Consider the following 13924-nt stretch of genomic DNA (forward strand, 5'->3'; position numbering starts at 1 on the left):
GGGGCCCGGCGCGGTCGTCCCGCGCCGGGCCCCTCGATCCCCGGGCCGCGAACGTGTCAGTGCACGTCGGCCATGAGGGCCACGATCTTCTTGCGGTACAGGTAGACCGCGAATCCGGCCAGCGCCGCGAGGGTCGCCTCCAGCGCGATCACACCCGTACCGCTCATGTCGACACCCGCGATGGACAGCAGACCCGTGACGCAGTCACCGGCGGTGACGGCGAGGAACCACACGCCCATCATCTGGCTCGCGTACTTCTCCGGGGCCATCTTGGTGGTCACCGACAGACCGACCGGCGAGAGGCACAGCTCACCCATCGTCTGGATCATGTAGATCGACACCAGCCACATCGGGCTGACGGTGTTGCCGTCCGAGGCCATCGCCATCGGCACCACGAAGACGAAGAACGACGCCCCGATGAGGACCAGGGCCATCGCGAACTTCACCGTGGTGTTGGGCTCCCGGTCGCGCCGGGCCAGCCACAGCCACAGCCACGCGAAGACCGGGGCGAGCGCCATCACCCACAGCGGGTTCACCGACTGGAACCACGAGGACGGGAAGTGCACGCCGAAGACATTGTCGGCGGTCTTGGTCTCGGCGAAGGCGGACATCGTGGAGCCGCCCTGGTCAAAGATCATCCAGAACACGGCCGCGGCCGCGAAGAACCAGATGTAGCCGCTCACCTTGGTCTGCTCGACCGCCGTGAGCTCCTTGTCGCGCTTGATCCGGATCAGCACCCCGGTGGGGATGACCAGACCCGCGATGGTGATCGGGACCAGCGCCCAGTTCAGCGTCCAGTGGCCGCTGAGGACGACCGCCCCGTAGAACACCGTGGTCGCGATCAGCCAGATCAGACCCTTGCGCAGCCAGGCGCGCCGCTCCTCGGCCGCCAGCGGGGTGGGGACGACACTGCTCTGCGGGCTCAGATGGCGGGTGCCGATCAGGAACTGGGCCAGGCCCAGAGCCATGCCGAGCGCGGCCAGCGCGAAGCCCAGGTGCCAGTTGTAGCTCTGGCCGACGGTGCCGATCACCAGCGGGGCACCGAAGGCGCCCACGTTGATGCCGATGTAGAAGATGGTGAAGCCACCGTCCCGGCGCGGGTCCTGGGGACCGTCGTAGAGCTGGCCGACCATCGTGGAGATATTGGCCTTCAACAGCCCGGAGCCCAGGGCCACCAGGGCGAGACCGGCGAAGAAGGGGCCCTGCCCGGGTACGGCGAGCGACAGATGGCCCGCCATCACCACACCGGCGCCGATGGCCACCGTCCGCCGCGGGCCCCAGACCCGGTCGGCGAACCAGCCGCCGGGCATGGCCAGCAGATAGACCAGGGCCAGATAGACCGAGTAGATGGCCACCGCGTTGACCTCGGTCATCCCGAGGCCGCCGCCCTGAGCACCCTTCTTGGCGTCCGGGCCGCCGGAGATCAGGTAGACGACGAGCAGGGCTCTCATGCCGTAGTAGCTGAAGCGCTCCCACATCTCGGTCATGAAGAGGGTTGCCAGGCCACGCGGGTGGCCGAAGAAGGTCTTGCCACCGCCGGCAGGGGTTCCCTGCGCGGTGGCGCCCTTCGTGAGGCTGGACGCCATGGGGGGTTCCTTGTGTGGGGGGTCAGGTGGCGCTCATGTGGTCAGTTCGGTCGCCCTGTCCGGCTCCGGACACGACAGAGACCTTCGGCGGCGTGTAGCGGCCAAAGGTCCCCGAAAGAGCTACAGACGTAGATTCACCTTACACAGGGCTTACGCGCATCCCTGGAGCGATGAGACATACCTCACGGATGGGGCGGGCAACCATGTGAGCCCCGGCTGTGGTCCCGTGCGCGGCCCGTGCTCCGACCTCGGCGGACTACCATCACTCCATGACCCGAGTACTGCTCGCCGAGGATGACGCGTCCATCTCGGAGCCGCTCGCTCGCGCCCTGCGCCGTGAGGGGTACGAGGTCGAGGTGCGGGAGGACGGACCCACCGCGCTCGACGCCGGGCTGCAAGGGGGTATCGATCTGATCGTCCTCGATCTCGGCCTGCCGGGCATGGACGGTCTCGAGGTCTGCCGCCGGCTGCGCACCGAGGGCCACGGCTTCCCGGTGCTGGTGCTCACCGCCCGCGCGGACGAGGTGGACACCGTGGTCGGGCTGGACGCGGGCGCCGACGACTACGTGACCAAGCCCTTCCGCCTCGCCGAGCTGCTCGCCCGGGTCCGGGCGCTGCTGCGGCGCGGCGCCGTCGAGACCCATGCGCAGGCGCCGTCCACCCACGGGGTGCGGATCGACGTGGAGTCGCACCGCGCCTGGATGGGCGAGGAGGAGCTCCAGCTCACGGCGAAGGAGTTCGACCTGCTGCGCGTCCTGGTCCGGGACGCGGGCCGGGTGGTCACCCGGGACCAGCTGATGCGCGAGGTGTGGGACACCACCTGGTGGTCCTCCACCAAAACCCTCGACATGCACATCTCCTGGCTGCGCAAGAAGCTCGGGGACGACGCCGCCAACCCCCGTTACATCGCCACCGTCCGGGGCGTCGGTTTCCGTTTCGAGAAGAGCTGACGGTGGCTGAGACGGTAGGACCATGCGCCGTCGTCTGATCAACTCCACCCTCGCCGTGGTGCTCGTCGTCATCGCGGTCTTCGGGCTGTCCCTGGTCCTCGTGGAGACGCGGACCATCGAGAACAGCGCCCAGGAGAGCGTCAGCTCCGACGCGGTGCGGCTGGTCAGCATCGTGGACAGCCGGCTGCTGGGCGGTGAGGGCGTCACCGCCAAGGTGCTGCGTGAACAGATCGAACCCGGCCGCTACGCCCTGATCCGGATCCCGGACCACCCCACGGTGGAGATCGGCGAGCGGCCCGAGGGCAGTGTCATCTCCGCCGAGGAGCACGGTGAGCAGGGCGAGGTGGTGCGGGTCGAGGAGTCCCGCTCCACCGTGAGCCGGGAGATCGGCCGCACCATGCTGATCATCCTGGCGGTGGCGCTGCTCGCCGTCGTGGCCGCCGTCCTGCTGGCCGTACGGCAGGCGCGCAGGCTCTCCGCCCCGCTCACCGATCTCGCCGAGACCGCCGAGCGGCTGGGCTCGGGCGATCCCCGGCCGCGCCACCGCCGCTATGGCGTGCCGGAGCTGGACCGGGTCGCCGACGTGCTGGACTCCAGCGCCGAACGCATCGCCCGGATGCTCACCGCCGAGCGGCGGCTGGCCGCCGATGCCTCGCACCAGCTGCGGACCCCGCTGACCGCGCTGTCCATGCGGCTGGAGGAGATCACGCTCACCGACGACCCGGAGACGGTCAAGGAGGAGGCGACCATCGCGCTGGGACAGGTCGAGCGGCTCACCGACGTGGTGCAGCGGCTGCTGACCAACTCCCGCGATCCGCGCAGCGGCTCCGCGGTCGCCTTCGACCTCGACGAGGTGGTCAAGCAGCAGATCGAGGAGTGGCGCCCGGCCTCCCGCAGCGAGGGCCGTGCCATCGTCCGCTCGGGCAAGAAGGGGCTGCGGGCGGTCGGCACCCCGGGCGCGGTCGCGCAGGTGCTGGCCACCCTGATCGAGAACTCACTGATGCACGGGGACGGCACGGTCGCGCTGCGCACCCGGGTCACCGGCAACCAGGCGGTGGTCGAGGTGTCCGACGAGGGCCCGGGTGTCTCGCCCGACCTCGGTGCGCGGGTCTTCGAGCGCACCGTCAGCGGACGGAACTCCACCGGTCTGGGGCTCGCGGTCGCCCGCGATCTGGCGGAGGCGGACGGCGGCCGGCTGGAGCTGCTCCAGCAGCATCCCCCGGTCTTCGCGCTCTTCCTCAGCCGCGAGGCGGAGTGCCAGGGCGGTTCCTGATCCGCCGGTCAGCGCATCCGCCCGGCCGGGTCACTTCCGGACCGGCTGCTTGCGGGTGGCCTGCGCGGGCGGCACGTCGGTGAGAAAGGACTCCGCACACTCCACGGCCTCCCGGGCGGGCATCGCCCGGAACACCCAGGTGCGGTAGGACCAGAAGCGGAAGAGGGTGGCCACCCCGATGCCGACGAACTTGCACACATTGCTCTGGAGCTGGCTGTCGAGGCCGAAGCCGTAGGTGGCCGTGTAGAGCACACCGTTCTCGATGATCAGGCCGATCGCGCTGAACAGCAGGAAGAGGCTGAGCTCCTTGGTGCGCCCCTGCTTGTCCCGGTCCCGGTAGGTGAAGTAGCGGTAGCCCAGGTAGTTGAAGCCCGTCGCGACCACCGTGGCCACGATGGACGCCCGCACCACCGGCAGCGTGCTGAACTCCCGGACCAGGTTGAAGACCGCGAGGTTGACGAAGACGCCGGCACCGCCGACCACCCCGAACTTCGCGATCTCGCGGGCGAGTTGGCCCACCCGGGCCCGCAGCCCGTCGAGTGTGCGCCGTTCACTCATGGTGATCGTTCCGCCCCGTCCGTCAGCGTTCAACAACGGCCCCATGCTAACCAGCGCCCCGCGCTCTCGCCCGCAAGGCATCGTCATGGTCCGGTCCCGGTTTCTGGATGATCCTCCAAGGCCGGTCAGGGGTGGTCGCGGGAGGAAGTTACTCTGGGAGGGTGACATTCCCGGTAGTCGGCATGGTCGGCGGCGGCCAGCTCGCCCGTATGACCCACGAGGCGGGCATCCCCCTCGGTATCAGGTTCAAGCTGCTCAGTGACACCCCGCAGGACTCTGCGGCCCAGGCGGTCAGCGATGTGGTCATCGGTGACTACCGTGACCTCGACACCCTTCGTGCGTTCGCACAAGGCTGTGCCGTGGTCACTTTCGATCATGAGCATGTCCCGGCGGAGCATCTGCGCGCCCTGGAAGCGGACGGCGTGGTCATCCGCCCCGGGGTGGAAGCCCTGCTCCACGCCCAGGACAAGGGGGTGATGCGGGAGCGGCTGCGCGCCGCGGGGGTGCCCTGCCCGCGCCACCGCATCGTGACGGATCCCACGGACGTGGTGCGGTTCGCCGAGGAGGGCGACGGCTTCCCCGTCGTCCTGAAGACGGTGCGCGGCGGCTACGACGGCAAGGGGGTCTGGGTGGTCCGGGACGCGGAGCAGGCGGCCGATCCGTTCCGCGCCGGGGTGCCCGTCCTCGCCGAGGAGATGGTCGACTTCAGCCGTGAGCTGGCGGCCAATGTGGTGCGCTCCCCGCACGGCCAGGCCGTGGCCTACCCCGTGGTGGAGTCCATCCAGGTCGACGGGGTGTGCGACACGGTGATCGCCCCCGCGCCCGGACTCTCCGGCGAGCTGTCCGCCCAGGCCCAGGAGCTGGCCCTGCGGATCGCCGCCGAGCTGGGTGTCATCGGACACCTGGCGGTGGAGCTCTTCGAGACCCGGGACGGGCGGCTGCTGGTCAACGAGCTGGCGATGCGTCCGCACAACTCCGGTCACTGGACCCAGGACGGCGCCGTCACCTCGCAGTTCGCCAACCACCTGCGGGCCGTGCTCGACCTCCCGCTCGGCGATCCGCGCCCCCGGGCCCCGTGGACGGTGATGACCAACGTCCTCGGCGGTGACTTCCCCGACATGTACGCGGCGTATCTCCATTGCATGGCGCGCGATCCAGGGCTGAAGATCCACATGTACGGCAAGGACGTGAAGCCCGGACGCAAGGTCGGCCACGTCAACACCTATGGCGACGATCTGGCCGATGTGCGTGAGCGCGGCCGCCACGCCGCCGACTACCTCAGAGGGACCATCACCGAATGAGCGCTCCTGCGATCGGCATCGTCATGGGTTCGGACTCCGACTGGCCCGTGATGGAAGAGGCGGCCAAGGCCCTCGACGAGTTCGAGATCCCGTACGAGGTGGACGTGGTCTCCGCGCACCGGATGCCGCGCGAGATGGTCTCCTACGGGGAGAACGCGGCCCCCCGCGGACTGAAGGCGATCATCGCCGGTGCGGGCGGCGCCGCCCATCTGCCGGGCATGCTCGCCTCCGTCACCCCGCTTCCGGTGATCGGCGTCCCGGTCCCGCTGAAGTACCTGGACGGGATGGACTCGCTGCTGTCGATCGTGCAGATGCCGGCCGGGGTGCCGGTGGCCACGGTCTCCGTCGGCGGCGCCCGGAACGCCGGACTGCTGGCCGTGCGGATCCTGGCCGCCCATGACGCCGAGCTCCAGGCCCGGATGGGGGAGTTCCAGGAGGACCTCAACCAGCAGGCCACGGAGAAGGGCAAGCGGTTGCGCGCCAAGGTGGGCGGCTCCGGCTCCTTCGGCTTCGGCAAATGAGCGCGGCGGACCGGGCCTGACCGTCCCCCTGGCCCGTTGCGTCAACGGCGGGTCAAGCACTGATCAAGCGCTGGTCAGCGGTGTCGTAGCAGGGCGAAAGCAACCGAACTGATGGGGCGTGACTTCGGTCATTCCACATTGCAAGATGTGACGATGACCGATCGTCTCGCGCAAGCCCGTGCACTGCTGACCACCCACCCCGTGGTCGACGGCCACAACGACCTCCCGTGGGCCCTGCGTGAGCAGGTCCGCTATGACCTCGACCGGCGCGATATCGCCGCCGATCTGAGCGCCCACACCCACACCGACCTCCCGCGGCTGCGCGCGGGAGGCGTCGGCGCCCAGTTCTGGTCGGTCTACGTCCGCTCCGACTTCAGCGGGGACACCGCGGTCAGCGCCACCCTCGAACAGATCGACGTGGTCCGGCGGTTCACCGCGGCCCACCCCGATCAGCTGCGTCCCGCGCTGACCGCCGACGACATGGAGGCCGCGCGCGCCGAGGGCCGGATCGCCTCCCTGATGGGCGCCGAGGGCGGCCACAGCATCAACTGCTCGCTGGCCACCCTGCGCGCCCTGTACGACCTCGGGGTGCGCTATATGACGCTCACCCACAACGACAACGTCCCCTGGGCGGACTCGGCGACCGACGAGCCGCGCGCCAACGGCCTCACCCGCTTCGGCGAGGAGGTCGTCCGGGAGATGAACCGGCTCGGCATGCTCGTCGACCTCTCCCATGTCTCGGCCGACACCATGCGCGACGCGCTCCGGGTCACCGAGGCGCCGGTGGTCTTCTCGCACTCCTCCGCCCGTGCCGTCTGCGACCACCCGCGCAACGTCCCGGACGACGTACTGGCCTCGCTGCCCGCCAACGGCGGGGTGGCGATGGTCACCTTCGTGCCCAAGTTCGTCCTGCCGGAGGCGGTCGCCTGGACCCGGGCGGCCGACGAGAACATGCGCGCCCACGGACTGCACCCGCTGGAGATGTCGGAGGCCGGAATAGCGGTCCACCGCGCCTTCGAGGAGTCCAATCCGCGGCCGCGCGCCACCGCCGCCACCGTCGCCGACCATCTGGACCATATGCGCGAGGTGGCGGGCATCGACCACATCGGTATCGGCGGCGACTTCGACGGCACCGCCTTCACCCCCGATGACCTCGCCGATGTCACGGGCTATCCGAACCTCATCGCCGAACTGCTGGACCGCCGCTGGTCACCGGCCGATCTCGCCAAGCTGACCTGGGAGAACGCGGTCCGTACGCTGCGCTCCGCGGAGGATGTGGCACGGGGGCTGCGGGAATCCCGGGCCGCCTCGGTGGCCACGATCGAGCAGCTGGACGGCAGGGCCTAGACCCCGTCGGCCGACGCGGAACGGCGCCGCCGGGACCGTACCCGGTGGCGCCGCGGCGTGTCCGCGGAAGGTCCGCGCGGGGTCAGGCCAGCGGGCGGCCCAGCGCCCGGTACTGCCAGCCCGCCTCACGCCAGTGGTCCGGGTCCAGGGCGTTCCGCCCGTCCAGCAGACGGCGCTCGGCGACCACCTCGCCGAGCCCGGCCGGGTCCAGCTCGCGGAACTCGCGCCACTCGGTCAGGTGCAGCACCGCATGGGCGCCCCGGGCGGCCTCCAGCGCGCTCGGCGCGTAGGCCAGGGTCGGGAAGAGGGCGCGGGCGTTGTCCATGCCCTTGGGGTCGAAGACGGTGACCTGGGCGCCCTGGAGCTGTATCTGCCCGGCGACGTTGAGCGCGGGGGAGTCCCGGACGTCGTCCGAGTCCGGCTTGAAGGTCGCGCCCAGCACGGCCACCCGCTTGCCCAGGAAGGCGCCGCCCACGGCCTCGCGGGCCAGCTCGACCATATGGCCGCGGCGGCGCATGTTGATCGAGTCCACCTCGCGCAGGAAGGTGAGCGCCTGGTCCGCGCCCAGCTCACCGGCGCGGGCCATGAACGCCCGGATGTCCTTGGGCAGACAGCCGCCGCCGAAGCCGATCCCGGCCCGCAGGAACTTCTTTCCGATCCGGTCGTCGTGGCCGATGGCCTCGGCCAGCTTCACCACATCGCCGCCCGCGGCCTCGCAGACCTCGGCCATGGCGTTGATGAAGGAGATCTTGGTGGCCAGGAAGGAGTTGGCCGAGGTCTTCACCAGCTCGGCGGTCGGGTAGTCGGTGACCACGAAGGGCGAGCCCTCGGCGATGGGCGTGGCGTACACCTCGCGCAGCTGCTTCTCGGCCCGCTCGCTGGTGACGCCGACCACGATCCGGTCCGGGTGCAGGGTGTCCTGGACGGCGAAGCCCTCGCGCAGGAACTCCGGGTTCCAGGCCAGCTCCGCGTCCCCGCCCACCGGGGCCAGCTCCGCCAGCCGGGCCGCCAGCCGGTCCGCGCTGCCCACCGGCACCGTGGACTTGCCCACGACCAGCGCGGGACGGCGCAGATGCGGGGCCAGGGACTCCACGGCGGAGTCGACGTAACTCATGTCACATGCGTACTCGCCGTGCTTCTGCGGGGTGTTCACGCAGATGAAGTGGATGTCGCCGAACTCACCGGCCTCCTCGTAGGAGCTGGTGAAGCGCAGCCGCCCGGTCGCGCCCTCGTGCCCGACGACATGGCGCCGCAGCAGATCCTCCAGGCCCGGTTCGTACATCGGTACCGAACCCGCCGAGAGCATCGCGATCTTCTCGGGGACGATGTCCAGACCCAGCACCTCGTACCCCAGCTCGGCCATGGCCGCGGCGTGCGTGGCGCCGAGGTAGCCGGTGCCGATCACGGTGATCTTGAGGGGCATGGAGTGCTCCAGGGCGGTCGGTCGCAGATGCGCTGACTGAGCATAGTCGGGACGCGCACCCGGCCGGAGCCCCGGCTGTCGGCTAACTCACGTATACCTGTCGGGGCAGCACCCCTAGAATTCAGTTACTTAACGGTAGTTAGCACACTCAGGGGAGTGGAGAAGACCTTGGCGTCCTCGGTTAATGACTTCGACCTGTACCGGCCGTCGGAGGAGCACGACATGCTCCGCGACTCGGTCCGCTCTCTCGCCGAGGCGAAAATAGCCCCCTTCGCCACCGAGGTCGACGAAGAGGGCCGCTTCCCGCAGGAGGCGCTGGAGGCGCTCGTCGCCAATGACCTGCACGCGGTGCACGTCCCCGAGTCCTACGGCGGCGCGGGCGCGGACGCCCTGGCCACCGTGATCGTCATCGAGGAGGTCGCCCGGGTCTGCGCCTCCTCCTCGCTGATCCCCGCGGTCAACAAGCTGGGCTCGCTGCCGGTCGTCCTCTCCGGCTCCGAGGAGCTGAAGAAGAAGTACCTGGGCTCGCTCGCCAAGGGCGACGCGATGTTCTCGTACTGCCTCTCCGAGCCGGACGCGGGCTCGGACGCGGCGGGTATGAAGACCAAGGCCGTGCGTGACGGCGACCACTACGTGCTCAACGGTGTGAAGCGCTGGATCACCAACGCCGGGGTCTCCGAGTACTACACGGTGATGGCCGTCACCGACCCCGAGAAGCGCTCCAAGGGCATCTCCGCCTTCGTCGTGGAGAAGTCCGACGAGGGCGTCTCCTTCGGCGCCCCGGAGAAGAAGCTCGGCATCAAGGGCTCCCCGACGCGCGAGGTCTACCTCGACAACGTCCGGATCCCCGCCGACCGCATGATCGGCGCCGAGGGCACCGGCTTCGCCACTGCGATGAAGACCCTCGACCACACCCGCGTCACCATCGCCGCCCAGGCCATCGGCATCGCCCAGGGCGCGCTGGACTACGCCAAGGGCTACGTCCAGGAGCGCAAGCAGTTCGGCAAGGCCATCGCCGACTTCCAGGGCATCCAGTTCATGCTGGCCGATATGGCGATGAAGCTGGAGGCCGCCCGTCAGCTGACCTACGCGGCGGCCGCCAAGTCCGAGCGCGTCGACGGTGACCTCACCTTCTTCGGCGCCGCCGCCAAGTGCTACGCCTCGGACGTGGCGATGGAGGTCACCACCGACGCCGTACAGCTGCTCGGCGGCTACGGCTACACCCGGGACTACCCGGTCGAGCGGATGATGCGGGACGCCAAGATCACGCAGATCTACGAGGGCACCAACCAGGTGCAGCGCATCGTGATGGCGCGCAACCTGCCGTAGGGCCCGCGGGCACATACGACGGAGGCGGGGCATCGCGGACGCGATGCCCCGCCTTTCGTCGTATCCGCTAGTTGCCGGAGGAGACGGTGACCTTCTCGTCGTTCTTCAGCTGGCTCATCAGTTCCTTGACCTTGACCATGTCCCACTGCACCGCGCTGCCCTTGGGCGTGGAGAGGCCGGGGTTGGAGACGGGCATGTTCATCTGCTTGCCGTCACCGCCGGAGACGCTCTTCATCGCGAAGAACATGTCCTTCACGTCCCACAGGCCCATGTCCTTGTCGACGACCAGGTTGTCCAGACCGGCGCCCATCGTCGGGTAGAGCTTGAAGGGGTTCATCAGCGTGCTCGGCGAGGCCGCCTCGTTGGCGAGCGCCGACAGGAACTTCTGCTGGTTCTTGGTGCGGTCCAGGTCGCCGCCCGCCAGGCCGTAGCGCTGCCGGACGAAGGCGAGCGCCTGCTGGCCGTCCAGCGTCTGCTTGCCCTTCTTCAGGTCGGTCCCGGACTTCTTCTCCTTCATGTCCTGCGGGATGTCGATCTCCACCCCGCCGACTCCGTCCACCAGGTTGGCGAAGCCGTCGAGGCCGATCTCCGCGTAGTGGTCGATCTTCAGCCCGGTGTTGTACTCGACCGTGCGGACGAGCAGCGAGGGGCCCTCGGAGGAGTACGACGCATTCAGCTTGTTCTTGCTCGCGGGGATCCGGTTGCCGGTCTCCGAGCCGGTGAAGGACGGGATCGTGACATAGGAGTCACGCGGGAGGCTGATCATGGTGTTCCCGTTGTCACCGACATGGAGAAGGATCATGGAGTCGGTGCGGCGGCCCTCGGCGGAGCCGGTGTGCAGCTTCTTCTTCTGCTCGGCGGAAAGACCCTCACGGCTGTCGGAGCCGACGATCAGGTAGTTGGTGCCCTTGCCGCCCTCGGGCCGGTCCTCGACCTTGCTCAGGTCGACCTCGCGGCGCAGCTTGGAGTCGGCCCAGAAGTAGGTGCCTATGCCCACGGCCAGCAGCAGGACGAGGAAGGTCACCAGGCCGATGGTTATCCGGCGCTTCCAGTTCTTGGGCCGCGCCGGGCCGGGGGTGCCGCCGGGGCCGCCGGCGCCCGGTCCGCCGCCCTGGCCGTAGACCTGACCGGTGTTGTAACCGTCGTCGTACGGATCGTGGTCGTCATAGCCCTGGGACGGCTGCTGCCGCGGCACCGTGCCGCGCGGCGACATGCTCGGCGGCAGCGGTGGCTCGCCGTGCGGGCCGCCCGCGCCCGGCGCCGTACGCCGGACCTGCGGCATCGCGCGGGCCCCCTCCGGCTCGGAGCTGCCGCTGCCGCGTCCGTACCGGTCGTTGCGGTCGCCGGTCCATCCCTGGGGCCAATCGCTCATGCAAGAGAGTGTGCCTGGTCGGGGGGTCCCCATACAGGGCGGGTGCGGGATCGGGGCCCGGCTGTTGCAGAGCTGATAAGAATCCGGTCCGCATAAGGTGGGCGGCATGACCCTTCAGGCCAAGGGAGCGGAACCGGAGGTTGCGGGCAAGCCCACCTCCGCCTCCCGTACCACGCTGTCCCACATCATGACCAACAGTGACACCAATCTCCTCGGCACCGTGCACGGTGGCGTGATCATGAAGTTGGTGGACGACGCGGCCGGGGCGGTCGCCGGACGCCACTCCGAGGGCCCCGCCGTCACCGCCTCGATGGACGAGATGGCGTTTCTGGAGCCGGTCCGGGTCGGCGATCTCGTCCATGTGAAGGCCCAGGTCAACTGGACCGGACGGTCCTCCATGGAGGTCGGGGTACGGGTGCTGGCCGAGCGCTGGAACGAATCGACCCCCGCCACCCAGGTCGGCAGCGCCTATCTGGTCTTCGCCGCGGTCGACGCGGACGGCAAGCCCCGCGCCGTACCGCCGGTGATACCCGAGACCGAACGTGACGAGCGCCGCTACCAGGAGGCCGAGATCCGGCGCACCCACCGCCTCGCCCGCCGCCGCGCCATCCGTGAGCTGCGGGCCCGCCGCACCGCCGAGGGCATCGAGCTGTAAGCGGACCGGCCCGCCGCCCGGTTATGAGCAGGCGACCTCATCGCCGGTGACGGCCTCGATACCGTCCTTGTCCGCGTGCGGCTTCTCGGCCCGCACCTTCCGGACACCGTCGTAGTCCTTGCCCACCGTGACCTGCATCACGGCACCCTGTCCCGCGACCGGCCGCAGCTTCGCACCGGGCAGCGCGGCCGCCAGCGAGCGGACCGAGCGGTTCCAGACCGGGTCGTAGGCGATCACCGTGCGCGCCACGTCCGATGTCACCGCGTCGGCCGGGGAGCCGGTGGTGGCGAAGCCCGCGCCGTGCAGGTCCCGGTCCGCGCGCCGGGCCAGCCCCGACGCGGTGGTGCCGTTGAGCACATGGACCTTGACCCGGGCGGGCTCGACGTCCACCGGGACACCACGCGGCTTCTTGGCGTGCCGCACGGTCAGCGGCCGGTCCTCGCGGATGGCCGTGAACAGCCGCCCGGCCTTCTCCTCGTTCCAGCGCAGCGTGGAGCCGACCCCTCTGACCGGGGTGCCCGGCAGATCCACCGGGACCGAGGCGAACTCCGACGACGCCGGGGTGAACCCGTGCATCGCCCGGCCCAGCTCCACCAGGTCCTCCGCCCCGAAACCGTGGTCGGCGCGGACCGAGCCCAGCAGGGTGGACGCCACCCTGTTGAACTTCACCGGGTTGAAGAGGATGCCCCCGGCCGTGGTCTGTTCGATCACCGACGCCATGAACCGCTGCTGGCGCTGGATCCGCCCCAGGTCCGAGGTGCCGTCGATATGCCGGGAGCGCACGTACTGCAGCGCCTGTCCACCGTTGAGTACATGGCTGCCGACCGGCAGGTCGAGCCCGGTGTGGTCGTCCTTCAGCGGCCGGGCGGTACACACCTTCACCCCGCCCACCACGTCCACCGTCTTCATGAAGCTGGTGAAGTCCACCTCGAGGTAGTGGTCGATGTGGACACCGGTCAGATGCTCCACGGTGCGCACCGTCAGACCGGGCCCGCCCTCGGCGTACGCGGCGTTGAGCTTCTGTGGATGCTCGGGGTGCCGCCTGCCGGTGGTGTCGGTGTACGCGGGGATATCGGCGTAGGAGTCCCGCGGCAGGCTGATCACGCTGGCCCGGCGGCGGTCGCCGGACAGATGCACCAGCATGATCGTGTCGGTGCAGTGGCAGGGCGCGCCGCCCAGCCGGTAGAGCGCCTTCTCGCGCGGGCTGATCCGGTCCCGGCCGTCGGTGCCGACCACCAGGAAGTTGACGCCCCCGCCGCCGCCCCGGGGCCGGTTGTCCAGATCGTCGAAGACATCGACCCGGTGGATCCCGGACTCCAGCTCCCGGACCAGCAGATGCCCGATACCGCTGATGGCCAGCACCAGGCCGGAGGCCCCGGCGGCGATCCGCAGCCCCCAGCGGGGCCGGCGGCCGGAGCGGGTGCGCGACGGGCGCGGCGAACGGGCCGGTGCTCTCACTCCGGGGACCTCCGTGACGGGCGGGCGGGGCCGAATCGCCTCACCGTAGGCCCATACGATGAGCACCTTGGCGGCCCCACGCCGCCGGTGCCGTCCGCTGCCACCCGGGCGGCGCGCTCCGGTGTCCCCCATACGCGGTAACGTGGGCCCG

12 protein-coding genes are annotated in these 13924 nt (G+C 69.9%); 7 read left to right on the forward strand and 5 right to left on the reverse strand.

Annotated elements, in window-relative coordinates; genetic code table 11:
- Window positions 1-56: 56 nt before the first annotated feature.
- Window positions 57-1586: a peptide MFS transporter gene (locus AC07FT_RS30505; protein ID WP_479179189.1), complete on the reverse strand. Its 1530-nt coding sequence runs from the start codon at window positions 1584-1586 to the stop codon at window positions 57-59.
- 269 nt (window positions 1587-1855) lie between these two features.
- On the opposite strand from AC07FT_RS30505, the gene AC07FT_RS30510 reads away from it, so the two are divergent.
- Window positions 1856-2536, forward strand: coding sequence for a response regulator transcription factor (locus tag AC07FT_RS30510; RefSeq protein WP_471205191.1), 681 nt, complete (start codon window positions 1856-1858; stop codon window positions 2534-2536).
- Window positions 2537-2558: 22 nt separating this feature from the next.
- Window positions 2559-3809 (forward strand): ATP-binding protein, encoded by a 1251-nt coding sequence (locus AC07FT_RS30515; protein WP_471205193.1) that lies wholly within the window; start codon window positions 2559-2561, stop codon window positions 3807-3809.
- Between the two features lie 30 nt (window positions 3810-3839).
- Here AC07FT_RS30515 and AC07FT_RS30520 read toward each other — a convergent pair whose 3' ends face one another.
- Window positions 3840-4367 (reverse strand): GtrA family protein, encoded by a 528-nt coding sequence (locus tag AC07FT_RS30520; protein ID WP_479179191.1) that lies wholly within the window; start codon window positions 4365-4367, stop codon window positions 3840-3842.
- Window positions 4368-4474: 107 nt separating this feature from the next.
- Between AC07FT_RS30520 and AC07FT_RS30525 the strand changes: the two genes are divergently transcribed.
- From AC07FT_RS30525 to AC07FT_RS30535, 3 genes are all read left to right on the forward strand, one after another.
- Window positions 4475-5668: a 5-(carboxyamino)imidazole ribonucleotide synthase gene (locus tag AC07FT_RS30525; RefSeq protein WP_471205196.1), complete on the forward strand. Its 1194-nt coding sequence runs from the start codon at window positions 4475-4477 to the stop codon at window positions 5666-5668.
- Window positions 5665-6189, forward strand: coding sequence for a 5-(carboxyamino)imidazole ribonucleotide mutase (gene purE / locus AC07FT_RS30530; RefSeq protein WP_471205198.1), 525 nt, complete (start codon window positions 5665-5667; stop codon window positions 6187-6189). Before AC07FT_RS30525 ends, purE begins: the two co-directional genes overlap by 4 nt.
- A 153-nt stretch (window positions 6190-6342) precedes the next feature.
- Window positions 6343-7536 (forward strand): dipeptidase, encoded by a 1194-nt coding sequence (locus AC07FT_RS30535; RefSeq protein ID WP_479179193.1) that lies wholly within the window; start codon window positions 6343-6345, stop codon window positions 7534-7536.
- Window positions 7537-7618: 82 nt separating this feature from the next.
- Here AC07FT_RS30535 and AC07FT_RS30540 read toward each other — a convergent pair whose 3' ends face one another.
- Window positions 7619-8959: a UDP-glucose dehydrogenase family protein gene (locus AC07FT_RS30540; protein WP_471205201.1), complete on the reverse strand. Its 1341-nt coding sequence runs from the start codon at window positions 8957-8959 to the stop codon at window positions 7619-7621.
- 168 nt (window positions 8960-9127) lie between these two features.
- Here AC07FT_RS30540 and AC07FT_RS30545 point away from each other — a divergent pair, with 168 nt between their 5' ends.
- The gene (locus AC07FT_RS30545; RefSeq protein ID WP_432014959.1) at window positions 9128-10288 is read left to right on the forward strand and encodes an acyl-CoA dehydrogenase family protein; all 1161 of its coding nucleotides are present in this window, start codon (window positions 9128-9130) and stop codon (window positions 10286-10288) included.
- A gap of 67 nt (window positions 10289-10355) precedes the next feature.
- Here the strand turns inward: AC07FT_RS30545 and AC07FT_RS30550 are convergent, their stop codons facing one another.
- Window positions 10356-11660, reverse strand: coding sequence for an LCP family protein (locus tag AC07FT_RS30550; RefSeq protein WP_479179195.1), 1305 nt, complete (start codon window positions 11658-11660; stop codon window positions 10356-10358).
- Window positions 11661-11766: 106 nt separating this feature from the next.
- Between AC07FT_RS30550 and AC07FT_RS30555 the strand changes: the two genes are divergently transcribed.
- A complete protein-coding gene (locus tag AC07FT_RS30555) occupies window positions 11767-12315 on the forward strand; it encodes an acyl-CoA thioesterase (RefSeq protein WP_471205205.1) in 549 nt (182 codons plus the stop codon).
- Window positions 12316-12336: 21 nt separating this feature from the next.
- On the opposite strand, the gene AC07FT_RS30560 is transcribed toward AC07FT_RS30555, so the two are convergent.
- Complete coding sequence (locus AC07FT_RS30560) at window positions 12337-13773, reverse strand: LCP family protein (protein WP_479179196.1); 1437 nt, start codon at window positions 13771-13773, stop codon at window positions 12337-12339.
- Window positions 13774-13924 lie beyond the last annotated feature (151 nt).

The organism is Streptomyces sp. NPDC045899 (assembly GCF_056431485.1).